Source organism: Massilia sp. TS11, from assembly GCF_022012445.1.
Taxonomy (GTDB): domain Bacteria; phylum Pseudomonadota; class Gammaproteobacteria; order Burkholderiales; family Burkholderiaceae_D; genus Telluria.
This window is the reverse complement of record NZ_JAKLTS010000010.1, coordinates 40,623-64,499: the sequence shown is the minus strand read 5'-3', so window position 1 is coordinate 64,499 and position 23,877 is coordinate 40,623. Positions and strand designations below refer to the sequence as shown.

The following is a 23,877-nucleotide window of genomic DNA, read 5'->3' as shown; positions in this document are numbered from 1 at the left end:
ATAAGAAAATCTTATAGCCACCATCGACAAACCGTATTTCCGCCCCGGCCGGGAAAGGCATACACTCTCGCGATCCTGCGACCGCCTGGCCATCCGGCGCTCCGCTTACCCAGCGGCAAACGCCCGACCGGCAGGCACCTGAATGACCCATTTGGAGCCCCACCATGTCCGACGCTACGGCGACCGCCAGCGCATCCCTGCGCGAGGTTTCTCTCGACGATAAGTACACCGCCACCGATGGCAAGATTTTCTTGTCCGGTATCCAGGCCCTGGTGCGCCTGCCCATCATGCAGCGCCTGCGCGACCAGGCCGCCGGGCTGAACACGGCCGGCTTCATCTCCGGCTACCGCGGTTCGCCGCTCGGCGGGCTCGACGAGAACCTGTGGAAGGCCAAGGGCCATCTGGCCGCCCACCACATCCAGTTCGTCCCCGGCGTCAACGAAGACCTGGCCGCCACGGCCGTGTGGGGCACCCAGACCGTCGGCCTGATCGGGCCGGCCAAATACGATGGCGTGTTCGCCATGTGGTACGGCAAGGGCCCGGGCGTGGACCGCTGCGGCGACGTCTTCAAGCACATGAACCACGCCGGCACCGCCGAGCATGGCGGCGTGCTGCTGGTGGCCGGCGACGACCACGGCGCCTATTCCTCGACCCTGCCGCACCAGTCCGACCACATCTTCTCGGCCTGCATGATTCCGGTCCTGTATCCGTGCAATGTGCAGGAATACCTCGACCTCGGTATCCACGGCTGGGCCATGAGCCGCTTCTCCGGCTGCGACGTGGCGTTCAAGGCCCTGGCCGACACGGTCGAGTCGAGCGCCTCGGTCGACGCCAATCCCTTCCGCGTCGAAGTCAAGATTCCGAAGGACTTCGTGATGCCCGAAGGCGGCCTGAACACGCGCCTGTCGAGCGACCCGCTCGGCCTGCAGGCGCGCAAGCAGGAAGCCCTGATGCAGGACTACAAGATCTACGCGGCCCTGGCCTATGCGCGCGAGAACAAGCTCAACCGCACGACCATCGACAGCGACGACGCCAAGCTCGGCATCATCGCCAGCGGCAAGTCCTATCTCGACGTGCTCGAGGCCCTGGAAGAACTGGGCATCGACGAAGCCATGGCCGCCAAGGTCGGCCTGCGCGTGTTCAAGGTGGCCATGCCCTGGCCGCTGGAACCGGACGGCGTGCGCGAATTCGCGCGCGGCCTCGATGAAATTCTGGTGGTCGAAGAAAAACGCCAGATCGTCGAATACCAGCTCAAGGAACAGCTGTACAACTGGCGCGACGATGTGCGCCCGCGCGTGATCGGCAAGTTCGACGAAAAAGGCGAATGGGTGGCCCCGCGCGGCGAATGGCTGCTGACCTCCAAGGCCGACTTCTCGGTGTCCCAGGTGGCGCGCGTGATCGCCTCGCGCATCCGCCGCTACATCACGGACACCAGCATCCAGGACCAGATCAAGGCGCGCCTGAGCTTCCTCGACGCCAAGGACGCGGTGCTGCAAAAAGCCATCAGCACGCCCTTCCGCCCGGCCTTCTACTGCTCCGGCTGCCCGCACAATACCTCGACCAAGGTGCCGGACGGCTCCTTCGCCCTGGCCGGCATCGGCTGCCACGTGATGGCCACCGCCATCTACCCGGGCATGAACAAGCTGACCACCCACATGGGCGGCGAAGGTGCACCCTGGATCGGCCAGGCCGCCTTCTCGCAAGTGCCGCACGTGTTCCAGAATCTGGGCGACGGCACCTACTTCCACTCCGGCTATCTGGCGATCCGCGCGGCGATCGCGGCCAAGGTCAACATCACCTACAAGATCCTGTACAACGACGCCGTCGCCATGACCGGCGGCCAGCCCGTGGACGGCACCACCAGCGTGCCCCTGATCGCCCAGCAGATGGCGGCCGAAGGCGTCAAGCGCATTGCCCTGGTGACCGAGGACCTGAGCCGCTACACCGAGCGCGGCGCCCTGCCGGCCATCGTCTCCCTGCACGACCGCAAGGAGATGGACGCGGTCCAGCGCGAGCTGCGCGAACTGCCCGGCTGCACCGTCATCATCTACGACCAGACCTGCGCCGCCGAGAAGCGCCGCCGCCGCAAGAAGAAGGAATTCCCGGACCCGAACCAGCGCATGTTCATCAACGAACAGGTGTGCGAGGGCTGCGGCGACTGCGGCATCCAGTCCAACTGCGTGTCGATCCTGCCGAAGGAAACCGATTTCGGACGCAAGCGCATGATCGACCAGTCGGCCTGTAACAAGGACTACTCGTGCGTCAAGGGCTTCTGCCCCTCCTTCGTCACGGTCGAAGGCGGCACGCTGAAAAAATCCAAGACCGGCGTGGCCAAAACCGACGATTTCGGCGACCTGCCGGTGCCGGCCCTGCCCGAGTGCGAACAGCCCTACAACATCCTCATCAACGGCATCGGCGGCACCGGCGTGATCACGGTCGGCGCCCTGCTCGGGATGGCCGCCCACCTCGAAGGCAAGGGCGCCTCGGTGCTCGACATGACCGGCATGAGCCAGAAGAACGGCTCGGTCACCTCGCACGTGAAGGTGGCGCGCACCCCGGCCCACCTGCGCGCCGCGCGCATCGCCACCGGCGAGGCCGATCTGGTGCTCGGCTGCGACATGATGACCACCGGCGCCCAGGACGCGATCTCGAAGATGCGCCCGGGCCGCACGATGGCCATCGTCAACCTGTACGAACAGCCGCCCGGCACCTTCGCCCAGCAGCCCGACTGGACCTACCCGGCCGCCGACATCCAGGCCCTGATCCAGGAATCGGCCGGCGGCGCCGCCGACTTCCTCGATGCCACCAAGCTGGCCACGGCCCTGATGGGCGACTCGATCGCGGCCAATCTGTTCATGCTCGGCTACGCCTGGCAGAAGGGCCGCATCCCCCTGAGCGAAGCGGCCATCCTGCGCGCGATCGAACTCAATGGCGTGGCCATCGAGTCGAACAAGAAGAGCTTCCTGTGGGGCCGCCGCGCCGCCGTCGACCTCAAGCGCGTCGAGAAGATCGCCCTGCCGACCCAGGCCATCGTGGTGCAGATGCCGCAAAGCCTGGACAACGTGATCAAGCAGCGCGTCGAGCAGCTGACCGCCTACCAGAACGCCGCCTACGCCGCCCGCTACAGCGCCCTGGTGGACCAGGTGCGCGCGGCCGAACAGGCGCTGGGCCAGGGCAATAGGCTGAGCATGGCCGTGGCCAAGAACCTGTACAAGCTGATGGCCTACAAGGACGAATACGAAGTCGCGCGCCTGTACACGGACGGCCGCTTCCTCCAGCAGCTGCAGGCCCAGTTCGAAGGCGAGGTCAAGCTCAAGTTCAACCTGGCCCCGCCGCTGTTCGCCAAGAAGGACGCCAACGGCCGCCTGCAGAAGGCCGAATACGGCGCCTGGATGATGGGCGCCTTCAAGCTGCTGGCCAAGCTCAAGGGCCTGCGCGGCAGCGCCCTCGACGTGTTCGGCTACACGGCCGAGCGCAAGATGGAGCGCGCCCTGATCGGCGAATACGAAGCCCTGATCGCGCGCCTGCTGAACGGTCTGACGGCCGCCAGCCTGCCGAACGCGATCGCCCTGGCCGCCCTGCCCGAGAAGATCCGCGGCTTCGGCCACGTGAAGGAAAAGGCCGTGGCCGAATACCACGCCGAGCAGGCCCGCCTGCTGGCCGCCGCCGGCCTCCAGCGCGCCGCCTGAGGCGCCGCGGGCGCGGGCCTTCGGGTCCGCGCCCGCGCTTGACTTGACGTTAACGTAAACGGCATATAATTGCCCGTATCCTCTACGCCCGAGATCACCATGAACGACCTGACTTCCCCCGCCAAGCTGCATGCCGCCGCCGAGCCGCCCAAGCCGGCCAACAAGGTGCGCTTCGTCACCGCCGCCTCGCTGTTCGACGGCCACGACGCCTCGATCAACATCATGCGCCGCATCCTGCAGTCGAACGGCGTGGAAGTCATCCACCTCGGGCATAACCGCTCGGTCGACGAGGTCGTCACCGCCGCCCTGGCCGAAGACGCCCAGGGCATCGCCGTCTCGTCCTACCAGGGCGGCCACGTCGAATACTTCAAATACATGATCGACCTGCTGCGCGAGCGCGGCGGCGCCCACATCAAGGTGTTCGGCGGCGGCGGCGGCGTGATCGTCCCGGACGAAATCAAGGAGCTGCATGCCTACGGCGTGGCGCGCATCTTCAGCCCCGAAGACGGCCAGCGTATGGGCCTGGTCGGCATGATCCAGTCGATGATCGAGGCCTGCGACATCGACCTCTCGGTCTACGCCCCGAGCACGCTGGCGCCGCTGACCACGGGCGAGATCGGCGCGCGCCACCGCCCGCTGGCGCAGCTGATCACGGCCCTCGAAAACGGCAAGGCCGACCCGGCCCTGCGCAAGGAGCTGCTCGAGCGCGCCGCCAGCCTGAATGTGCCGACCCTCGGCATCACCGGCACCGGCGGCGCCGGCAAGTCCTCGCTGACCGATGAACTGATCCGCCGCTTCCGCCTCGATCAGGACGACCGCCTGAACATCGCCATCATCTCGATCGATCCCTCGCGCCGCAAATCGGGCGGCGCCCTGCTGGGCGACCGCATCCGCATGAACGCGATCAATCCGTGGAACGGCAAGCAGCGCATCTTCATGCGCTCGCTGGCCACGCGCGAAGCCGGTTCCGAAGTCTCGCAGGCCCTGCCCGACGTGATCGCCGCCTGCAAGGTGGCCGGCTTCGATCTGGTGGTGGTCGAGACCTCGGGCATCGGCCAGGGCGACGCCGCCATCGTGCCGCTGGTCGACGTGTCGATGTATGTGATGACGCCCGAATTCGGCGCCGCTTCGCAGCTCGAAAAAATCGACATGCTCGATTTCGCCGACTTCATCGCGATTAACAAGTTCGACCGCAAGGGCGCCCAGGACGCGCTGCGCGACGTCGCCAAACAGTACCAGCGCAACCGCGAACTGTGGGCGCAAAAGCCCGAGGACATGCCGGTCTATGGCACCCAGGCCTCGCGCTTCAACGACGACGGCGTGACCGCCCTGTACCAGGGCCTGCTGCCCAAGCTGGGCGACTTCGGTCTCGACATCGCCCCCGGCAAACTGCCCGAAGTGCGGGTGCGCCATTCGAGCGGCAAGCACGTGATCGTGCCGCCGGCGCGTGCGCGCTATCTGGCCGAAATCGCCGATACCCTGCGCGGCTACCACCGCCACACCCACAAGCAGGTGCGCATCGCGCGCGAGCGCCAGCAGCTGGCGGCCGCCAAGCAGATGCTGGCCGCCGCCGGCAAGGACGCCAATTTCGACGACCTGATCGCCGAGAAGGAGCATGCCCTCGACGCCGGCGCGCGCAAGCTGCTGGCCATGTGGCCCGACATGCAGGCCGCCTATTCGGGCGACGACTACGTGGTCAAGATCCGCGATAAGGAGATCCGCACGCGCCTGGTGCAGCAGACCCTGTCGGGCACCAAGATCCGCAAGGTGGCCCTGCCGCGCTTCGAGGACCACGGCGAGATCCTGCGCTGGCTGATGCTGGAGAACGTGCCCGGCTCCTTCCCCTACACGGCCGGCGTATTCGCCTTCAAGCGCGAGGGCGAAGACCCGACCCGCATGTTCGCCGGCGAAGGCGACGCCTTCCGCACCAACCGCCGCTTCAAGCTGGTGTCCGAAGGGCTCGAGGCCAAGCGCCTGTCGACCGCCTTCGACTCGGTGACCCTGTACGGCGCCGACCCCGCGCTGCGCCCCGACATCTACGGCAAGATCGGCAACTCCGGCGTCTCGATCGCCACCCTGGACGACATGAAGGAGCTGTACCAGGGCTTCAATCTGTGCGCGCCCAACACCTCGGTGTCGATGACCATCAACGGCCCGGCGCCGACCATCCTGGCGATGTTCATGAATACCGCGATCGACCAGCAGATGGACAAATTCGTGGCCGAGAACGGACGCCAGCCGACCGATGACGAAGCGGCCAAGATCCGCGCCTGGGTGCTGCAGAACGTGCGCGGCACCGTGCAGGCCGACATCCTCAAGGAGGACCAGGGCCAGAACACCTGCATCTTCTCGACCGAGTTCTCGCTCAAGGTCATGGGCGACATCCAGGAGTACTTCGTGCACCACCAGGTGCGCAATTTCTACTCGGTGTCGATCTCCGGCTACCACATCGCCGAAGCGGGCGCGAATCCGATTTCGCAGCTGGCCTTCACGCTGTCGAACGGCTTCACCTTCGTGGAAGCCTATCTGGCGCGCGGCATGCACATCGACGACTTCGCGCCCAACCTGTCCTTCTTCTTCTCCAACGGGATGGACCCCGAGTACACGGTGCTGGGCCGGGTGGCGCGCCGCATCTGGGCCGTGGCCATGCGCGAGAAGTACGGCGCCAACGAGCGTTCGCAGAAGCTCAAGTACCACATCCAGACCTCGGGCCGTTCGCTGCACGCGCAGGAGATCGACTTCAACGACATCCGCACCACGCTGCAGGCCCTGATCGCCATCTACGACAACTGCAACTCGCTGCACACGAATGCCTACGACGAGGCGATCACCACGCCGACCGACGAATCGGTGCGCCGCGCGCTGGCCATCCAGCTGATCATCAACCGCGAGTGGGGTCTGGCCAAGAACGAGAATCCGAACCAGGGTTCCTTCATCATCGAAGAGCTGACCGATCTGGTGGAAGAAGCCGTGCTGCAGGAGTTCGAGCGCATCGCCGAGCGTGGCGGCGTGCTCGGTGCGATGGAGACCGGCTACCAGCGCGGCAAGATCCAGGAAGAGTCGATGCTGTACGAGCACCTCAAGCACGACGGCAGCCTGCCGATCATCGGCGTGAACACCTTCCGCAATCCGAAGGGCAGCCAGGAGACGCTGAAGCTCGAGCTGGCCCGTTCGACCGAGGACGAAAAGCAGTCGCAGCTGACGCGCCTGGCCGACTTCCATGCGCGCCATGCGGCCGAGGCGCCGGCCGCACTGGCCGCGCTGCAGCAGGCGGCGATCGACAACATCAACGTGTTCGAGAAGCTGATGGACGCCGTGCGCGTCTGCTCGCTGGGCCAGATCACCAACGCCCTGTTCGAAGTCGGCGGCCAATACCGCCGCAATATGTAATCCACAGAAAAAATGGGGTCAGACCCCATTTTCCTGCCAAGAAAATCGGGGTCTGACCCCGATTTTTCTTTAGTGCATAGCCAGCGCAAGCCAGGCGGGGATGGTGAGGCAGGCGCCAAGCGAAGACAGCAAGGTGGCGGCGTTGACGGCGGCCGTGTCGGCACGGTTGGCGCTGACCACCACGCCGGCATTGATGCCGACCGGGCAGGCCGCAATCAGGATCAGCACCAGCCGCGCCTCGGGCGCCAGCGGCACCACATAGGTGGTCAGCGCCCACACCAGCAGCGGTAGCAGGCCGAGCTTGGCCACGGTGATGCGCAGCGCCACCGCCGCGTGGCCGAGGTGGAAGCCGGCCAGGGCCGCGCCCAGTGCCACCAGCGCGCATGGCATCGTGGCCTGGGCCAGCGTGGCCACGCCCTGCATCACGACGGCCGGCAGCTTCAGGCCCGTCAGATTGCAGGCCAGCCCGGCCATCAGACTGACGACGATCGGATTGCGCACGGCCGCCAGCACGGCGTCGCGCAGGCGCCCGCCCGCATGCGCGCGGCTGTAGTACAGGGTGAAGGCCACCAGGCCGTGAAAGGCGATGATCGGAAAGGCGAAGTGCAGCGCATCCTGGCCGAGCACCTGCTGGATGACGGGGATGCCGACAAAGGCGGCATTGCCGTAGCTGGCCGCCAGCGCGCGGCTGGCGCGGTCGGCGTCGCGCGCGCCGCTGAAGGCGAACAGCGCGAACACCAGCGCCAGCGGCAGATAAAAAGCCAGCAGCAGCGACCACGATTGGGCGCCCGGCAGGCCGTTCTGGTAGGTGCCCTGAAACAGCAGGGCCGGGATCAGCACCCGGCCCGTGAATTCGCCGAGCCCCGCCTGCGCGCTCGGCTTGAGCCAGCCGCTCTTCACCAGGATCGTGCCCAGGGCACTCAGAACAAACAGGGGAAGCAGCAGCTGGAGAATCATCGTCGTTTAACTGGGACAGGGTCCGGTCGAGGCGCCCACCATCAGCGCGGGCTGCCACAGGGTTTGCAGTTCTTCGGCCGGCGTGCCTTTCACACGCGCATTGAGCATCGAGATCACAGTCTCGCCCACCCATTCGCCCTTCGGTTCGGACACGGTGGTCAGTTCCGTCCGGCACAGACTGTCTTCGAGCTGGCCCCAGACCACGACCGACATGTCTTTGCCGAGCGCCAGGCCGGCGTCGTGCAGGGCCTGCACACAGCCGGCGCCCGCCAGGTGATTATCCACGATAATCGCGCTCGGCCGCTCGGACAGGGCCAGCAGGGCCTGGGTCGCCTGATAGCCGCCACGGCGGTCGCTCAGGCCGCCATGCAGATGGCGCGGGTCGGCCTGCAGCCCGGCCGCGGCCAGGGCCTCGAGCAGGCCGGCGCGGCGCTGGCGCACGCAGTGCAGCTCCTCCGGGCCGCTGAGCATGGCGATGCGGCGGTGCCCATGGCCAAGCAGATGCTCGGCGGCCAGGCGCACGCCGGCCACGTCGTCATAGTCGAACCAGGCATAGCCGGGCCGCGCTTCGGAACGGCCGAAGGCGATGAAGGGGAAGTTCTTTTCCTGCAGCAGGGCGATGCGCGCATCGTCGACGCGCGGACGGCACACGACCAGGCCATCGACGCGGCGCCCGCGCACCATCTGTTCGTAGGCGCCGAGCTCCTGCGCGGCCGAGACCGGTTGCATGAACAGGGTCTTGCGGTCGGCCTCGAGCGCGCGCGCCATGCCGCCCACGATCGCGTGGAACATGGCGTCGCTGCCGCAGGCGCCGATCGGGAAAATCAGGCCGAGGGTATTGGAACGGCCGACGGCCAAGCTGCGCGCCATCGGGTTGGCTTCGTAGCCGACCGCCTTGGCCGCGGCCAGCACGCGCTCGCGCGTCAGGGCGTTGACTTCGGGATAACCATTGAGGGCACGGCTCACCGTCGTTTTCGAGATCCCGAGATCACGGGCAAGGCTCTTCAGATTCATGGCGGAATTACCTGTAAGCATAAGGTGATAACCGGTCATTATACTTGAGTGCGCTGGCCGCCGGCTAGCCATTCGCAGCGTCCTGACAGCATCTACCATTTCGCTAAAACAAGCAAATTGAGCTAGCGCAAGGTCCGATTTTGACCTACGCTAAAGCTAGGCAGCGATTCTGGGAAACTCTAGCCTGCCGCTTTTTTCTTGAAAGGATAGCATCGTGCCCTCTGTGGCTTCCCTCAGCAGTCTGCGCGCTGCGCTGGTCCAGGCCGAGCGCCAGGTCCAGCGTGATCAGGCGCAGGTCAGCGAGGATGCGCAGCGCCTGACCGACAGCCGGCGCGCGCTCGAGCGCGACCAGCGTCAGTACGACAGCCTGCAGCAGCAGAGCAACCGGGCCGAGCAGTCGGCCGCGCGCGCCACCCAGCCCAGTCTCGACCGCGCCATCTCGGCGCAGACGCCGACTGCACCGGCCAGCAGCGCCAGCGCGCCGGCCGTGGCCACGACCCCGACCGTACCCGTTCCGCCCGCCGTGGCCGGCTCTGTGCCGACCGCCGCCGAGGCCAGCAGCGTCAACACCCAGGGCCAGGCACTGGGCCGCCTGATCAACGTCACGGCCTGAGCCGCGACGCCTTAATCGACTTCACGCCACCAGGCGCGTCCGCCGGCCGCGGCCGCCAGTGCAACCGGCTCGCCCATCGCGGGCGTGGCCAGGGCCACGCCGGCCGCCGCCGCCAGCGTGCTGATGCGCTCGAAAGGCTCGGTCCAGCCATGCATGCTGAGGTCGAAGGTGCCATTGTGGATCGGCATCAGCACGCGCCCGCCCAGATCGAGATGGGCCTGCAGGGTTTCTTCGGGCTGCATGTGGACGTCGGGCCACTGCTGGTTGTAGGCGCCGGTCTCGACCATGGCCAGATCGAAGCCGCCGAAGCGCGCGCCGATCTCGCGAAAGCCCTCGAAATAGCCGGAGTCACCGCTGAAGAACAGGCGCAGGCCGGGCTGCTCGATCACCCACGAACACCACAGGCTGGCATTGGCGTCGCCCAGGCCGCGCCCGGAGAAATGGCGCGCCGGCGTGGCCACGAAACGGATGCCGCGCACCACGGTTTCTTCCCACCACGCGAACTGCTGGACCTTGGCCGCGCCCACGCCCCAGCGGATCAGGGTGTCGCCGACGCCGAGCGGGGCCAGGAAATGCTCGGTCCGCGCCGCCAGCGCCAGAATCGCCGCCTTGTCGAGGTGGTCGTAATGGTTATGCGAGAGGATCACCCCCTGGATCGGCGGCAGCTCGGCAATGCTGATCGGCGGCGCGTGAAAGCGTGCCGGGCCGGCCCACTGCACGGGCGAGGCGCGCTCGGAGAACACCGGATCGGTCAGCCAGAAGCCATTGCGCAGCTTGAGCAGCATGGTCGAATGGCCGAGCCGGAACAGGGTCTGGTCGGGCGCCGCCATCAGGTCGGCACGCGTCAGCCGCTGCACCGGCACCTGGCCGCGCGGCACCGTGTTGGCCGGCTTGTGGAAGGCGAAGCGCCACATCACGCCGAGCGACTCGAGCACGCCCATGCGCCGCATCGGCCGCGTGTTGTAGAACTTGCCATTGTGGTAGTTCGGCGCGTGGCGCTCGGTGCTGTCGTGATTGCGGTCCAGCGCCAGGGTCGTGTAGGGCATGGGGGTCTCCGTTCTAAAAGTACACTACACAGTGTAGTTCCCTTTTTGAGGAAAGTAAACTGGCTGGTGTAGAATATCTGCATGAGCGCCCCCCTCCGCCTTACCGACCGCAAACGCCAGGCCATCCTCGATGCCGCCGTGGCCGCCTTTCGCGAGCACGGTTTCGAGGCCACCAGCATGGACCGCATCGCGGCCTTGGCCGGGGTGTCCAAGCGCACGGTCTACAACCATTTCCCCAGCAAGGACGAACTCTTCCTCGCCATCATCCAGTGCATGATGCTGAGCAAGGTGGCCGCCGTCGAACTCAGCTACACGCCGGCCCAGCCGCTGGGCGAGCAGCTGGTGGCCCTGCTGCGCCAGAAGCTGCGCATGCTGTCCGACCCGAACGTGGTCGACATCGCCCGCGTCGCCACGGCCGAGGCGATCCGCAGCCCGGCGCGTGCGCGCGAACTGGTGGCGCGCCTCGGTGAAAAGGAAGAAGCGATCACGGCCTGGGTGCGCGCGGCCCAGCAGGACGGGCGCCTGCAGGCCGGCGATCCGGCCTTCATGGCGACCCTGCTGCATGGCCAGCTCAAGGGCCAGGCCCTGTTCCCGCAGATCATGATGGGACGTCCGCCGCTCAGCCCCGACGAGGGCGAACTGCTGGTCCAGACCCTGGCCGGGATGTTCCTCGCCTACTTCGCGAAGGCCAGCGCATAAACGGGCGGCAGGCGCGCGTCCAGCGCCTGCCACTGCTGCCCGCCATCGTCCGACAGCCACAACCCGCCACTGGTCGAACCGAAGGCCAGCGTGCGGCCGTCGTCGGCCACGGCCAGACCGTGGCGATACACGAGGTCGTAGCACTGGGTCTGCGGCAGGCCGGCGCGCGCCGTGGCAAAGCTGGCGCCGCCATCGCGCGTGTGGTTGACGATCAGGGCGCCGTCCACCGGCACCCGGCACTGGTCGGCCTGGGCCGGCACGAACCAGGCCTGGCCCGGGTCCTGCGGATGGACGGCCAGCGCAAAGCCAAACGACGACACCGGGGCCGAGATTTCCTGCCAGCTGTGGGCATTGTCGCGGCTGATGAAGATGCCGCCGTGATGCTGCACCCACAGCGTGTCGGGTGCGCCGGCGCAGCGCTGCATGCGGTGCGGGTCCTGGGTGTTCTGGTCGTCCACGAGCTCGGGCGGCATGTAGTGGGCGCGCATGCCGCGCGCGCTGATCGACCAGCTGGCCCCGCCATCCTCGCTGCGCCAGACGCCGCCGCAGGACACGGCCAGCAGCAGATGGGCGCTGTTGCGCGGGTCGACGCAGATGCTGTGGATGCCCGGCTCCGGATAGCCGCCGCCGAACCAGCCCTGGCGCTCGGGCCGGCCCCACAGGCCGCGCACCAGTTCCCAGCTGGCGCCACGGTCGCCCGAGCGGAACAGGCCGCCCGGAATCGTGCCGGCCCACAGTACGCCGGGCTGGTCGGCGCCGCCCGCTTCCAGCGTCCAGATCAGCTTGTTCTTCCAGGCCAGCTTGTCGTCCACGCCCTCGGGCTGGGGCGGATAGGCGGGGGCCGCCACCTCCTGCCAGCCGGCCGCGTCGCGCCGGTGCAGCTTGACGCCGAAATGGCCGAGGTTCAGGGCCGCGTACAGGCTGCCGTCGCGCGCATCGGCCAGCACGGCGCTGACGGGGTCGCCGAGGAAGGCCGTCGCGGCGACCTGCCAGGCGGCGCCGCCGCGCTCCAGGGTGAACAGGCCTTTGCGGGTCGCGACGTGGAGTTGGTGTTGGGGCATATCAGCCTCCGGACAGGGCTTGCAGCACATGCACGGTGCTGCCCGCTTGCAGGACCTGGTCGAGGCGCACGCGCTCGGACAGGGCCTGGCCATCGATGAAGATCACGACGTTCTCGCGCAGATGGGCCTGGTCGTCGAGCACATAGCTGCGCAGGCGCGGCGTGTGGACAAAGGCTTCTTCGAGCGCGCCGCGCAGGCTGAGCGCGGCCACGGTTTGCTCGGGCACGGGCAGGAAGCGCGCAAGTTGTTGGGTGAAAACCAGACGCGGCATGCGCCCCCCGCAAGAAGCCTAACAGCGGCCGATTTTAGTCCTAGAATGGAGCCACTGCCAACACGAAAGAAGCGCATGGCGATTACTCCCGAACAGCTGGCCGCCCTGATGCACGAAGTCGAACTCGAAGACCCGATCGACTTTGCCGATCTGCCCTTCGCGGAAGAGGAACTGCACCTGCTGGTGGCCAGCCACCTGTGCGATATGGCCGAGCGCATGGACAGCTTCAGCGCGGAGGACAAGCTGACGACGCTGCTGGCCGTCTCGGCCAAGCTGGTGCTGGAAAACCTCGTGCTCAATGTGCAGCTGCTGCGCCGCCACGGCCAGCCGGTCAGCAGCAATGTCCAGGCTCTGCTCGCGCGCCTGCGCAAGAACGACTAGGCGGCCTCAGAGCGGACGCGTGCCCTCGGCCAGAATATCGGGCGGGAAGACCTTGCGGAAGGCCTGGTAGAGCACGCCGCTCTTGCCGGCCGCCACCAGGGCCGCTTCGATCTGGACGCGGTCGGCCGGACTGAGCGAGCGCAGCGACAGATAGACGCCGCTCGGAATCCAGGGCAGCTCGGCAAGGGCCTCGAAGCGCACCTGGGCCAGCAGGGGCTCGACGCGCGGATCGTTCTGGGCCACGGCCAGCATCACCGACGGCGGCAGGATGCTGACATCGGCCATCCCCGCACTGAGCAGGCGCGCCACCGACAGCGGATCGGGCTCCAGATACAGGCGGCCCTGGGCCGTCAGCTTCTGGATCAGGTCCTGATAGGCCTCGCCGTAATCGTAGCCGCGCACCAGGGCCACGCGCAGCTCCTTCATCTCGAGCAGCTGGGCCATCGTGTTGATCGGTGCGCGCCGGCTTTTCAGCGAGACCATGGTCGCGCGCGAACTGACCATCGGAATGAACACGCCGTACTGGTCGCGCCGCGCCGAATGGGTGGCCGCCAGCAGGATGTCGGCGCGGCCGGTTTCGAACATCGCTTCCAGACGCGCGCGCGGCACCACCGACCAGCGCAGCTCGCAGCCGAGCCGGCCCATGACGGCATTCAACATCTCGGGAAACACGCCGCCGACCTCACCGTTCTTGACCGTCACGGAAAAGCCGATCGCCGCCACCGGCACCTGGATCGGACGCGAACAGCCGGCCATGGCCGAAGTCACTCCGGCCAGCCACAGTGCAAGCAGGCTGAAAAAGCGGTTCATCGATCAGCGCGGTGATAAAAACACAGTGTAACAACTTCTCTATGGTGCTGGCAGGCAAATTGGCCTAGAGTTTCGTACAGACAAATGCGAGGACCTCATGAGCGACGACACTCTCTCCCCGATCCCAGCGCTGCCCGCCGCCCTCGCCGGCGCTGCCCTGCTCACCGCCTGCGGCGGTGGTGGCAGTGGTGGTGGCAGCCCCGTGCAACCGGTGCCGAGCCCGGCGCCGAGTCCGACCCCGGCCCCGCTTGCCAGCAACGAGGCCGCGCGCTTCCTGGCCCAGGCCAGCATGGGCGCCACCCGGGCCGACATCGGCCAGGTGCAGAACCAGGGCTATGCGGCCTGGCTCGAGGCCCAGTTCAACATGGCGCCGACGCCCTCGCGCTGGGACTGGCTGATCAGCAAGGGCTATAACAACGCCACCTACAAGAACAGCGAGACCGGCTTCGACAATGTGGTCTGGTTCAAGCTGCTGAACGCGGGCGACACCCTGCGTCAGCGCATGACCCTGGCGCTGTCGGAAATCCTGGTCGTCTCCGTATCCAGCCTCAACAGCGGCGGCTGGCGCCAGTTCGCCGGCGCCGCCTGGCTCGACCTGCTGGAAAGCTATGCCTTCGGCAATTATCGGCAGCTGCTGAGCGCCGTGTCGAAGAGCCCGGCCATGGGCATGTACCTGACTTTCCGCGGCAACCTCAAGGCCAATGCGACGACCGGCGCCCTGCCCGACGAAAACTATGCGCGCGAGCTGCTGCAGCTGTTCACGATCGGTCTGGTCCAGCTGAACCTGGACGGCACCCCGGTGCTGAAGAACGGCGCCATCGTCGAAACCTATACCCAGGACGACATCACCCAGCTGGCGCGCGTGTTCACCGGCTGGGATTTCGACCTGGCCGGCGGCGACACCTCGCCCCCCGACTTCCTGCGCCGCCCGATGGCGATGGTGGCCAGCCGCCACGAAACGGGCGCCTCGAGCTTCCTCGGCCAGACCGTCGGCGCCGGACTCGACGGCGCGGCCGCGCTCGAACGCGCGCTCGACATCATCTACGCCCATCCGAACGTGGCGCCGTTTGTCAGCAAGCAGCTGATCCAGCGCCTGGTCACCAGCAATCCCTCGCCCGCCTATGTAGGCCGGGTCGCGGCCGTGTTCGAGAACGACGGCAGCGGCGCGCGCGGCAATCTGCGCGCTGTGCTCAAGGCCCTGCTGCTCGACAGCGAAGCGCGCAGCCTGGCCACGGCGGCCAGCGGCGGCAAGCTGCGCGAGCCGATCCTGCGCCTGAGCGGCTGGGCGCGCGCCTACAATGCCGGCTCGCCCAGCGGCAACTGGGCGATCGGCAATACCAGCGATCCGGCCAGCCGCCTCGGCCAGAGCCCGCTGCGCTCGCCGACGGTGTTCAACTTCTTCCGGCCCGGCTATGTGCCGCCGAATAGCGGCATCGCGAATGCCGGCCTGGTCGCGCCGGAATTCCAGATCACCAATGAAAGCGCGGTGATCGGCTACATCAACTACATGCAGCGCGTGGTCAGCCGCGGCTGGGACGACGTGACGGCCGACTACAGCAGCCTGCTGCCGCTGGCGGCCGACAGCAAGGCCCTGCTCGACGAGATCAATACCGTGCTGGCCGCCGGCCAGCTCGGCAGCGACACCCTGGGCACGATCCGCACCGCCCTCGACAGCATGGCCAGCAACACCGATACAGCCAAGCTGAACCGCATCTACGCCGCCCTCACGCTGGTGATGGCCGCGCCCGATTACCTCGTTCTCAAGTAAAGGAAAGCGCCATGTCCCACCGCCCGAATGCGTCGCGCCGCGCCTTCCTCCAGCGTGCGTCCGCCCTGTCCTTGACCGGGGTGGCCGCGCCCTGGGCCCTGAACCTGGCCGCCATGGCCGAGGCCGCTGCCGCGACGGCCACCGATTACAAGGCCCTCGTCTGTGTCTTCCTGTATGGCGGGAATGACTACGCGAATACCCTGATTCCCTACGACAGCACGAACTACACGGCCTACGCCAATCTGCGCCCGGTGCTGGCCTACACGCGCGCCGAACTGGCCGGCACAGTGCTGAGCCCGAAGACGGCGCCGCTCGACAGTGGCGGCTTCGCGCGCCAGTACGCGCTGGCGCCCGAGCTGGCCCCGCTGCTGCCGCTGTTCAATAGCGGCGAGCTGGCCGTGCTGCTCAATGTCGGCACCCTGGTGCAGCCGACCACCAAGGCCCAGTACAACGCCAAGAGCGTCAAGCTGCCGCCCAAGCTGTTCTCGCACAATGACCAGCAGTCGCTGTGGCAGTCCTCGAATCCGGAGGGCGCGACCTCGGGCTGGGGCGGGCGCATCGGCGACCTGTTCCAGGCCGGGAATGGAAATGCCACCTTCACCGCCGTGAACGTGTCGGGCAATGCCGTCTACCTGGCCGGCCGCAACGTCAACCAGTACATGGTGACGACCACCGGCTCGGTCGCGCTGGGCGCGCTGAGCACGCCGCTGTTCGGCTCGAGCGCCGCCACCAGCGCCCTGCAGAGCCTGATCACCCAGAACCGCAGCAATCTGTTCGAAAGCGAATACAACCGCGTCACCAAGCGCGCCATCGACGCCAATGCCAGCCTGACGGCGGCGCTGGCCAAGGCCCCGAATTTCCAGACCAACTGGCCGATCCAGAGCAGCCTGGCCGACCAGCTGAAAATGGTGGCGCGCATGATCGGCAGCGCCGACGCGCTCGGCGCCAAGCGCCAGGTGTTCTTCGTCGCCCTCAACGGTTTCGACACCCACGACGGTCTGACCACGGCCCACCCGAATCTGCTGACCCTGGTCAGCCAGGCGATGGCCGCCTTCCATGCCTCGCTGAAGGAAATCGGCGCGGCCGACAAGGTGACCAGCTTTACCGCCTCGGACTTCGGGCGCACGCTGACGAGCAACAAGGACGGTTCCGACCACGGCTGGGGCAGCATGCATTTCGTGCTCGGCGGCGCCGTCAAGGGTCAGAACTTTTACGGCATCGCGCCGGCCGTGGCCAACAACGGCCCCGACGACGTCGGCCAGGGCCGCCTGTTGCCGACCATGGCGGTCGACCAGTATGCGGCCACGCTCGGGCGCTGGATGGGCGCGAGCGACAGCCAGCTGCTCGACCTGCTACCGAACCTGGCGAACTTCAACGCCAGCAACCGCGTGCTGGGCTTCCTGTGAGGCCGTGCAGCGCAGGCTGGCGCCCTGCTGGCGGCAGTGCGCCAGCGCGCGCCCCGTGCGGTCGTAGGGCGTGATGCGCCAGCCGGCGCCGGCCCGCTCGAACAGGGTGAAGCCGTACTCGGCATGGGTGTAGAAGTGGGCGAGGTCGGTGTCGGCAAACGGCAGCTGGGTGCTGTCGAGCGTGGCGGGCAGCGCGCCCTCGCGCGCCGAACCGCTATTGCCGGCCACCACGGTCGGCACATGGGCGCTGCTGAAATCCAGGGCTTCGAACAGATGCACATGGCCATGCATGGCCAGCGTAATGCCCGGCGGTAGCAGGCTGTCCGGATAGAGCGCGCGCGCCGCCGAGGCCAGGCCCAGCACGGACGGCCCCGGCGCGCCGCGTCCCTCATCCTTGGCCGGGCCCAGGCCGAGAATCGGGTGGTGGCTGAGGAAGAGATTGGCGCGCGCCCGCGTCGCCAGCTGCGCCACGCTGGCCAGGTCCTGCTGGTAGCGCAGCATGGCCGGATCCTGGGCCGCATACGCCTTGCCGCTGACGCGCGCGGAATCGAACACGATCAGTTGCTGAGCGCCGCCGAGCGGCACCGCGTAGGGCGTGCTGAAGTCGGCCGTGCTGTCGCGCGCCGGATCGACGCACGCGCGTACCGGCGTCCACGGTTCGCTGGCCAGAAAACGGAACCAGCCGACGCCGGCGCGGGCGCAGCTCTCGTGATTGCCGCGCACAAAGACCCAGGGCGCGGCCGCCAGCAGCGGCGCCGCCGGCGTGAACAGATCGGCGCGCCAGGCCGCTTCGCCATAGCCCCAGGGCGACTGGCGGCAGCCGGGCTGGCTGTCGGGACAGGGACTCTCGCGGTAATGCAGGTCACCGAGGTGGACCACCAGCTGCGGATGTAGGCGCGCGGCGGCGCGTGCCACGGCCGCGAACGGCCAGGCGGCCGGGTCGGCGCAATCCTGAAAGCGCCCTTCGCTGCCCTTGAGGCGGCAGCCCGAATCGCCGAGAACGACAAAGCGCGTGACGCGCGCCGGCGCCTGCGGCAAGCGCTGGGCGCCGAGCTGCACGCGCTGGGCGCCGCGCGCCAGCGCCAGCTCGCACACGCGGCTGGGGAAGACGGCATCCTGACGCTCGGCCTGGGCGCTGTCGGGACGGGCCGCCACGCTGGCCGGACCGACCCGCTCGCGGCTCGGCTGCATGCGGCCGTCGACGCGCAGGCTGGGACAGGCGCCCGCGCTGAGCACGCGCACGCTGGCCTGGCCATCCGGCCCCAGCACGGTGAACGCGCTGGCCGCCAGCGCCGCCAGCAGCATCAGAAGCCCGCCTTCAGCGACACCTGATAGCTGCGCGGCGCCTGGAAGGTGTACTGGTCGAAGGCCACCGTCTTGCCGGTCGAGATGTTGACGATGGCCTGGTGGTTCTGCAGGTTGAACACATTCAGCTGCAGCTTCAGGGATTTGACGCCGATGCCCAGGCCCGGCCGCTCGACATTGTAGGCAAGCGACAGATCGGTGCTCGTGTAGGCCGGGGTCTGGTAGCTGTCATACGCGGCCGGCTTGCTGGCGTCATAGTCGACCTGGCGCACCTTGCCGGTCCGCTTGCCGATCAGCGAGGCCGACCACGGGCCGGCGTGATACAGCGCGCCGAGCGCGGCCGTCATGTCGGGCGCGCCCGAGATCTGCTTGCCAGTGTCATTCGCTTCGGCCACGTTGCGCGAGCCGTTCACATACAGGGCCAGGCCATGGCCGAGCACCCAGGTCAGCTGCCCCTCCAGGCCCTTGTAGGTGGCGCCGCCGATGTTCACATAGGCGGCCGCGGTGCCGCCCAGGCCGTTCGACACATACTTGTTCTTGAAGTCGATCTGGTAGACGTCGAGGTCCCAGGTCAGGTGCTCGCGCTTGCCGACGATGCCCAGCTGGTAGTTGGTGGACAGCTGCGGTTCCGGGCTGTTGTGGGTCGGATCGGCGATGTAGAAGGATTTCAGGTCCGGGATCTGGAAGCCTTTGGCGTACTGGGCATACACGGCCAGGCTGTCGCCGAGCTGCTGGTTGGCCGTCAGGAACGGCAGGCCCGTGTGGTAATCCACGGAAGTGTGCTGCGGCTGGCGCGTGCTCTGATTGACGGCGGCGTCGACATTGCGGGTGATGCGCACGGCCTTGAAGCCCGGGCTCAGGCGCAGGTCCGGCGTGACGGCCCATTCGGCCTCGAGGAAGGGCTGGACATTGCGGATGCTCGATTGCTGATCGAACAGCACGCTCGGGAACTGCAGCGGGGTCGGCTTGGTTTCGCGCGGATCGCGGATATTCCCGAGGCTGAGGTCGATGTCGTACTGGTGGCGGTCGGTGTTCGAATGTTCGAGCCAGACGCCGCCGCGCAGCAGGCCCCAGCGCAGGGTCTGGGTCAGCTTGAACAGGTCGCCGTAGACGCGGTATTTGTTCTGCTTGTCGATGCCCGGAATGTTCTTGTTACCGGCCGGGCCCGCCTTGGTGCCCGGGGCGCTGGCGCCGGTCGGGTCGGTCGAGGAGATCGTCTGGTTATTGTAGGCATAGGTGTAGACGGTGTTCTCCGATTGCAGGCCGTCGCCCCAGGCCGTTTCCAGACGCAGATAGCTGAAATCCGTGTTCTTGTGCGTGTAGTTGTAGCCGCTGTAGTTGAAGCTGTTCGGGTCCTCGTTCAGGCTGTAGTTCTTGCCGAACTGGGCCACCTGGGCCAGGGTCGGGCCCTTGCTGTTATCGGGCTGCACATACTTGATCTCATTGTCGGTGGCGACGATGGTCAGCTTGGTCGAGGCGAGCAGGCGGCGCTGGAATTTGAGGAAATAGTTTTCGCTCTTGATGCGGTTGCCGGTCAGATAGCCGTCCGAGCTCAGGCGCTGCAGATTGAGCTGCAGGGTCGCATTGTCGAGACTGCTCATGCGGCCGGTCTCGAGGGCGATGCCGGCCAGGCTGGTATGCCATTTGCCGAGCGAGCCGAACACGCTGCCCTGGGCCTCGCGCGCCGGGGCTTTCGAATACAGGTTGATCGAGCCGCCGAAGGTGGCGTAGCCGACATTGCTGGCATTGCCCGGGCCGCGCTCGACGATGGCGCCGCCGATCACGGCGCCGGGGAAGTAGGAAGTCGAGTGGTGGGCCGGGTTGTTGGTGTCGGCAAACGGGATGCCGTCATAGGTGACGTTGTACTGGTCGTCGGAAAAGCCGCGCATCGTGCTCTTGGTTTCCGACAGGCCCGGGCCATTGGCCGAATCGCCCGACAGGCTCGGCGCGATATTCACGACCCGCGTGTACTCGGCCGTCGGGGCCACCGACAGTTCGATGAATTCGCGCGTGATGATCGACTGCGGCTGGGTCGCATCGAGGCTGGCCTGGGTCGGCGCGACGGCCGTGGCCGTCCCCTTGTCGCTTTCGTCCTTGCGGTAGCTGCCGTTGGTGGCCGACACCACCACGGTCTGCAGGCCGCCCTCGGGCACGGCTGGATCGGCCGCCTGGGCTTGCAGGGTCAACAGGGCGCTGGCGATCAGCAGGGGCAGGGGCAAACGGCGGGGCGGGGTCGGCATGATGTCTCGCGAGATAGGGAACAAAGCCCACGAGCATGGCGCGGAAACATGACAACCGTATGGACGGGGGATGACAGTTGCGTGACAGCGGCCCGGCTGTTGCAGGGCTGACACGGCTGCGGACTGCCGCACACGGGCGGGCAGAGGGACTGGCGCTCCCGACACGATTCGAACGTGCGACCTACGCCTTCGGAGGGCGTCACTCTATCCAACTGAGCTACGGGAGCGCGGAGAGCCCGAAGGATACCGGTTTTCCCCGGCGCCGTCCATGCAAAACGCCAGGGCGGCGGGAAAACACGTTCCAAGTCAAGGCATTTCCGTCTATAATCGCGTATTCGGCGCCCCACCCGCGCCGGCCGTCTTCCAAATTGCATGAAGGACATCATGAGCGACGCACACAACGAACACGAATCCGCGATCAAGACTCCGAAGCAGCTCATCATGGCTGTCATCGGCTTTTTTGTTGTCACCATTTTCGGTATCGTCCTGCTGGTCGAATACGTGACCGCAAGCAAGCTGACGGGGGCCGGCACTGACAGCCAGGCGCCGGAAGCGATTGCTGCGCGCATCCGTCCGGTGTCCGACGACGGCTACAACTTCAAAGATGCGGCCGGTCCGAAAGTGCTGCAGACCGGTGAAGCCGTGTTCGCCGCCGTGTGCCAGGCCTGCCACGCCACCGGTGCTGCGGGTGCGCCGAAGCTGGGTGACGCCGGTGCCTGGAAGGCCCGTATCGCTCAGGGTCAGGACACCGTGATCAAGCACGCCATCGAAGGTCTGCGCGCGATGCCGGCCAAGGGCGGCAACCCGGATCTGGACGACGTCGAAGTGGCGCGTGCCGTGGTCTACATGGCCAACAAATCGGGCGCCGCGTTCAAGGAACCCGAAGTGAAGGCCGCCGCCGCCAGCGCCAGCGCCGCCGCCTCCGCCAAATAAGCGTCCCGCGCCGCCACAAAAACCGCCCCCCGGGCGGTTTTTTTTCGCCCGGAAAAATCGGGGTCAGACCCCATTTTTCTTCCCGGATAAATGGGGTCTGACCCCGATTTTTCTTTGGGGTATGAAAAAGGCCTGGCGCCCTTGCGGGGGCCAGGCCTGGGACCGGGTGACTGGCTTACCAGATCGTCACGCGGTCTTTCGGGTCGAGGTACATCTTGTCGCCCGGCTTGACGCCGAAGGTCTCGTAGAAGCCCGGCTGGTTGCGCAGCGTGCCGTTGGCGCGGAACTCGCCCGGCGAGTGCGGGTCCGTCTTCAGACGCGCAATCATCGCGTCGTCACGCATCTTGCTGCGCCATACCTGGCCGAAGCCCATGAAGAAGCGCTGGTCGCCCGTCAGGCCGTCAATCACCGGGGCCGGCTTGCCCTTCAGCGAGAGCTTGTAGGCCTTGTAGGCAATCGCCAGACCCGAGTTGTCGGCAATGTTCTCGCCCAGAGTCAGCTTGCCGTTCACGTGGTAGCCCGGCAGCGGGCTGAAGGCTTCGTACTGGGCCACCAGCTGGCCAGTCTTCTTGTCGAAGTTCTCGTGGTCGGCCTTGGTCCACCAGTCGCGCAGATTGCCGTCGCCGTCGTACTGGGCGCCCTGGTCGTCGAAGCCGTGGCTGATCTCGTGGCCGATCACGGCGCCGATCGCGCCATAGTTGACGGCATCATCGGCATTGGCGTTGAAGAAAGGCGGCTGCAGGATGGCGGCCGGGAACACGATCTCGTTCATCTCCGGGTTGTAGTAGGCATTGATCGTCTGCGGCGTCATGCCCCACTCGGCGCGGTCGATCGGCTTGCCGAGCTTGCCCACCTCGCGGTTGTGCTCGAGCTCGCGCGAACGCATCACGTTGCCGACCAGATCGTCACGCTTGACCACCAGACCCGAATAGTCTTTCCACTTGTTCGGATAGGCGATCTTGGGCGTGAACTTGGCCAGCTTGGCCTGGGCTTCCTTCTTCGTTTCCGGGCTCATCCAGTCGAGCGTGTCGATGCTCTGCTTGTAGGCCGCCAGCAGGTTCTTCACCAGGGCTTCCATGCGCTGCTTGCGCTCGGCCGGGAAGTATTTGGCCACATACTGCTTGCCGATCATTTCGCCGAGCGCGCCTTCGACCGTGCTGACGCCACGCTTCCAGCGCGGACGCAGTTCCTTGGTGCCCGACAGGGTCTTGCCGTAGAACTCGAACTGCTGGTCGACCACGGCCTTGTTCAGGTAGTCGCTGTAGGCGCGCAGGGTGCTCCAGGTCAGGTAGGCCTTCCAGGTGGCCAGATCGGTGCCGGCGATGACCTTGTCCAGACCCTGCAGATAGCTGGGCTGCGACACGATCACATAGCTGGTCTTGCCGGCGATGCCGACGCCGTCCAGCCAGGCCTTCCACTGGAAGCCGGGCATCAGTTCGCCCAGCTTGGCGATCTCGACCTTGTTATAGGTCTTCACCGGATCGCGGTTTTCCACGCGCGACCACTGGACCTTGGCCAGCTCGGTCTCCAGCGCCATCACGGCCTGGGCGTGGGCGGCGGCCTCCTTGTCGCCGGCCAGCGCCAGCATCTTCTCGATGTGGGTCACGTATTTGGCGCGGTAGTCGGCCAGCTTGGCGTCGTCGGCCTTCAGATAGTAGTCGCGGTCGGGCAGACCGAGGCCGCCCTGGTAGAGGTCGGCCACATACTTGGTCGAATCCTTGTTGTCCTGGTGGATCGCGATGTCAAACGGCAGGCCGACGCCGCGCCGCGACAGCTGGGCCATCAGGGCGGCCAGGCCGGCCTTGTCCTGCACGGCCTGAATGCGCGCGAATTCGCCGGCCAGCGGGCTCACGCCCAGGCTCTCGAGCTTGGCCTCGTCCATGAAGGCGGCGTAGAAGTCGCCGATCTTCTGGGCGTCCGAACCGGCCTTGTTCTTGCCCTTGGCCGCTTCTTCGATGATCTTCAGCAGCAGCGGCTGGGTGTCGTCGTACAGCTTGACGAAGCTGCCCCAGCTCGACTTGTCGGCCGGGATCTCGGCCGTCTTCAGCCATTCGCCATTCAGATGGCGGAAGAAATCGTCCTGCGCACGCGTACTCTTGTCCATGTACTGCAGGTCGACGCCCGAGCTGCGCTGGGCGGGGGCTTTCGGGGCCTGGTCGGCGGCGCTGGCAAAGCCGGCGCAGATGCTCAGGATCAGGGCGCTGAGGGTATGGCGTTTCACTGTGACTCCCGTGATGTATGTATTTGATTTCTCTAAAGAAAAAGGGGCCGGGCTTATGGCCCAGCCCCCTACT

The 23,877-nt window shown here is 66.8% G+C and carries 17 protein-coding genes and 1 tRNA gene; 8 read left to right on the top strand and 10 right to left on the bottom strand.

The window, feature by feature from the left end; all coding sequences use genetic code 11:
* Positions 1 to 164: 164 nt before the first annotated feature.
* Both LZ005_RS15775 and icmF read left to right on the top strand, forming a co-directional pair.
* Positions 165 to 3,689 carry an indolepyruvate ferredoxin oxidoreductase family protein gene (locus LZ005_RS15775; RefSeq protein ID WP_237809104.1) on the top strand — a complete coding sequence of 1,175 codons (3,525 nt, stop codon included), beginning with the start codon at positions 165 to 167 and terminating at the stop codon, positions 3,687 to 3,689.
* 99 nt (positions 3,690 to 3,788) lie between these two features.
* Positions 3,789 to 7,079 carry a fused isobutyryl-CoA mutase/GTPase IcmF gene (gene icmF, locus LZ005_RS15770; protein ID WP_237809103.1) on the top strand — a complete coding sequence of 1,097 codons (3,291 nt, stop codon included), beginning with the start codon at positions 3,789 to 3,791 and terminating at the stop codon, positions 7,077 to 7,079.
* Between the two features lie 69 nt (positions 7,080 to 7,148).
* Here the strand turns inward: icmF and LZ005_RS15765 are convergent, their stop codons facing one another.
* Together LZ005_RS15765 and LZ005_RS15760 are read right to left on the bottom strand one after the other, a co-directional pair.
* Positions 7,149 to 8,036: an AEC family transporter gene (locus LZ005_RS15765; RefSeq protein ID WP_237809102.1), complete on the bottom strand. Its 888-nt coding sequence runs from the start codon at positions 8,034 to 8,036 to the stop codon at positions 7,149 to 7,151.
* A gap of 6 nt (positions 8,037 to 8,042) precedes the next feature.
* Positions 8,043 to 9,050, bottom strand: a complete 1,008-nt coding sequence (locus tag LZ005_RS15760) for a LacI family DNA-binding transcriptional regulator (RefSeq protein ID WP_237809101.1) — start codon at positions 9,048 to 9,050, stop codon at positions 8,043 to 8,045.
* Between the two features lie 214 nt (positions 9,051 to 9,264).
* Here LZ005_RS15760 and LZ005_RS15755 point away from each other — a divergent pair, with 214 nt between their 5' ends.
* On the top strand, positions 9,265 to 9,663 hold the full coding sequence (locus LZ005_RS15755; RefSeq protein ID WP_237809100.1) for a hypothetical protein: 399 nt from the start codon (positions 9,265 to 9,267) through the stop codon (positions 9,661 to 9,663).
* Positions 9,664 to 9,674: 11 nt separating this feature from the next.
* Here the strand turns inward: LZ005_RS15755 and LZ005_RS15750 are convergent, their stop codons facing one another.
* Entirely contained in the window at positions 9,675 to 10,709 is a 1,035-nt protein-coding gene (locus LZ005_RS15750; RefSeq protein WP_237809099.1) for an MBL fold metallo-hydrolase, read from the bottom strand.
* A gap of 81 nt (positions 10,710 to 10,790) precedes the next feature.
* On the opposite strand from LZ005_RS15750, the gene LZ005_RS15745 reads away from it, so the two are divergent.
* Positions 10,791 to 11,408 carry a TetR/AcrR family transcriptional regulator gene (locus LZ005_RS15745; RefSeq protein ID WP_237809098.1) on the top strand — a complete coding sequence of 206 codons (618 nt, stop codon included), beginning with the start codon at positions 10,791 to 10,793 and terminating at the stop codon, positions 11,406 to 11,408.
* On the opposite strand, the gene LZ005_RS15740 is transcribed toward LZ005_RS15745, so the two are convergent.
* Both LZ005_RS15740 and LZ005_RS15735 read right to left on the bottom strand, forming a co-directional pair.
* Positions 11,384 to 12,469: an exo-alpha-sialidase gene (locus tag LZ005_RS15740; protein WP_237809097.1), complete on the bottom strand. Its 1,086-nt coding sequence runs from the start codon at positions 12,467 to 12,469 to the stop codon at positions 11,384 to 11,386. The genes LZ005_RS15745 and LZ005_RS15740 overlap by 25 nt on opposite strands.
* A 1-nt stretch (position 12,470) precedes the next feature.
* Complete coding sequence (locus LZ005_RS15735; protein WP_237809096.1) at positions 12,471 to 12,740, bottom strand: MoaD/ThiS family protein; 270 nt, start codon at positions 12,738 to 12,740, stop codon at positions 12,471 to 12,473.
* A 75-nt stretch (positions 12,741 to 12,815) separates the two neighbouring features.
* Here LZ005_RS15735 and LZ005_RS15730 point away from each other — a divergent pair, with 75 nt between their 5' ends.
* Positions 12,816 to 13,121, top strand: a complete 306-nt coding sequence (locus LZ005_RS15730; protein ID WP_237809095.1) for a hypothetical protein — start codon at positions 12,816 to 12,818, stop codon at positions 13,119 to 13,121.
* A 6-nt stretch (positions 13,122 to 13,127) separates the two neighbouring features.
* Here the strand turns inward: LZ005_RS15730 and LZ005_RS15725 are convergent, their stop codons facing one another.
* The gene (locus LZ005_RS15725) at positions 13,128 to 13,931 is read right to left on the bottom strand and encodes an ABC transporter substrate-binding protein (protein ID WP_237809094.1); all 804 of its coding nucleotides are present in this window, start codon (positions 13,929 to 13,931) and stop codon (positions 13,128 to 13,130) included.
* A gap of 97 nt (positions 13,932 to 14,028) precedes the next feature.
* Here LZ005_RS15725 and LZ005_RS15720 point away from each other — a divergent pair, with 97 nt between their 5' ends.
* Positions 14,029 to 15,699: a DUF1800 family protein gene (locus LZ005_RS15720; RefSeq protein ID WP_237809093.1), complete on the top strand. Its 1,671-nt coding sequence runs from the start codon at positions 14,029 to 14,031 to the stop codon at positions 15,697 to 15,699.
* Between the two features lie 11 nt (positions 15,700 to 15,710).
* The gene (locus tag LZ005_RS15715; RefSeq protein WP_237809092.1) at positions 15,711 to 17,105 is read left to right on the top strand and encodes a DUF1501 domain-containing protein; all 1,395 of its coding nucleotides are present in this window, start codon (positions 15,711 to 15,713) and stop codon (positions 17,103 to 17,105) included.
* Here LZ005_RS15715 and LZ005_RS15710 read toward each other — a convergent pair.
* The 3 genes from LZ005_RS15710 to LZ005_RS15700 form a co-directional block, all read right to left on the bottom strand.
* Positions 17,052 to 18,410: a metallophosphoesterase gene (locus LZ005_RS15710; RefSeq protein WP_237809091.1), complete on the bottom strand. Its 1,359-nt coding sequence runs from the start codon at positions 18,408 to 18,410 to the stop codon at positions 17,052 to 17,054. The two genes, LZ005_RS15715 and LZ005_RS15710, sit on opposite strands and share 54 nt — an antisense overlap.
* Positions 18,410 to 20,650, bottom strand: a complete 2,241-nt coding sequence (locus tag LZ005_RS15705; RefSeq protein WP_237809090.1) for a TonB-dependent receptor — start codon at positions 20,648 to 20,650, stop codon at positions 18,410 to 18,412. Before LZ005_RS15705 ends, LZ005_RS15710 begins: the two co-directional genes overlap by 1 nt.
* Before the next feature lie 150 nt (positions 20,651 to 20,800).
* Positions 20,801 to 20,877 (bottom strand) — tRNA-Arg (locus LZ005_RS15700).
* Between the two features lie 157 nt (positions 20,878 to 21,034).
* Between LZ005_RS15700 and LZ005_RS15695 the strand changes: the two genes are divergently transcribed.
* Positions 21,035 to 21,583, top strand: a complete 549-nt coding sequence (locus tag LZ005_RS15695; RefSeq protein WP_237809089.1) for a cytochrome c5 family protein — start codon at positions 21,035 to 21,037, stop codon at positions 21,581 to 21,583.
* 175 nt (positions 21,584 to 21,758) lie between these two features.
* Here the strand turns inward: LZ005_RS15695 and LZ005_RS15690 are convergent, their stop codons facing one another.
* On the bottom strand, positions 21,759 to 23,804 hold the full coding sequence (locus LZ005_RS15690; RefSeq protein WP_373889340.1) for a M13 family metallopeptidase: 2,046 nt from the start codon (positions 23,802 to 23,804) through the stop codon (positions 21,759 to 21,761).
* Positions 23,805 to 23,877: the final 73 nt, after the last annotated feature.

Excerpts from the sequence above, each read along its gene's own strand:
- LZ005_RS15720 (WP_237809093.1), top strand. The coding sequence starts at position 14,029 with ATGAGCGACGACACTCTCTCCCCGATCCCAGCGCTGCCCGCCGCCCTC.
- LZ005_RS15765 (WP_237809102.1), bottom strand. The coding sequence starts at position 8,036 with ATGATTCTCCAGCTGCTGCTTCCCCTGTTTGTTCTGAGTGCCCTGGGC.
- LZ005_RS15710 (WP_237809091.1), bottom strand. The coding sequence starts at position 18,410 with ATGCTGCTGGCGGCGCTGGCGGCCAGCGCGTTCACCGTGCTGGGGCCG.
- LZ005_RS15725 (WP_237809094.1), bottom strand. The coding sequence starts at position 13,931 with ATGAACCGCTTTTTCAGCCTGCTTGCACTGTGGCTGGCCGGAGTGACT.
- LZ005_RS15705 (WP_237809090.1), bottom strand. The coding sequence starts at position 20,650 with ATGCCGACCCCGCCCCGCCGTTTGCCCCTGCCCCTGCTGATCGCCAGC.
- LZ005_RS15730 (WP_237809095.1), top strand. The coding sequence starts at position 12,816 with ATGGCGATTACTCCCGAACAGCTGGCCGCCCTGATGCACGAAGTCGAA.
- LZ005_RS15750 (WP_237809099.1), bottom strand. The coding sequence starts at position 10,709 with ATGCCCTACACGACCCTGGCGCTGGACCGCAATCACGACAGCACCGAG.
- LZ005_RS15735 (WP_237809096.1), bottom strand. The coding sequence starts at position 12,740 with ATGCCGCGTCTGGTTTTCACCCAACAACTTGCGCGCTTCCTGCCCGTG.
- LZ005_RS15775 (WP_237809104.1), top strand. The coding sequence starts at position 165 with ATGTCCGACGCTACGGCGACCGCCAGCGCATCCCTGCGCGAGGTTTCT.
- LZ005_RS15745 (WP_237809098.1), top strand. The coding sequence starts at position 10,791 with ATGAGCGCCCCCCTCCGCCTTACCGACCGCAAACGCCAGGCCATCCTC.
- LZ005_RS15715 (WP_237809092.1), top strand. The coding sequence starts at position 15,711 with ATGTCCCACCGCCCGAATGCGTCGCGCCGCGCCTTCCTCCAGCGTGCG.
- LZ005_RS15740 (WP_237809097.1), bottom strand. The coding sequence starts at position 12,469 with ATGCCCCAACACCAACTCCACGTCGCGACCCGCAAAGGCCTGTTCACC.
- LZ005_RS15760 (WP_237809101.1), bottom strand. The coding sequence starts at position 9,050 with ATGAATCTGAAGAGCCTTGCCCGTGATCTCGGGATCTCGAAAACGACG.
- icmF (WP_237809103.1), top strand. The coding sequence starts at position 3,789 with ATGAACGACCTGACTTCCCCCGCCAAGCTGCATGCCGCCGCCGAGCCG.
- LZ005_RS15695 (WP_237809089.1), top strand. The coding sequence starts at position 21,035 with ATGAGCGACGCACACAACGAACACGAATCCGCGATCAAGACTCCGAAG.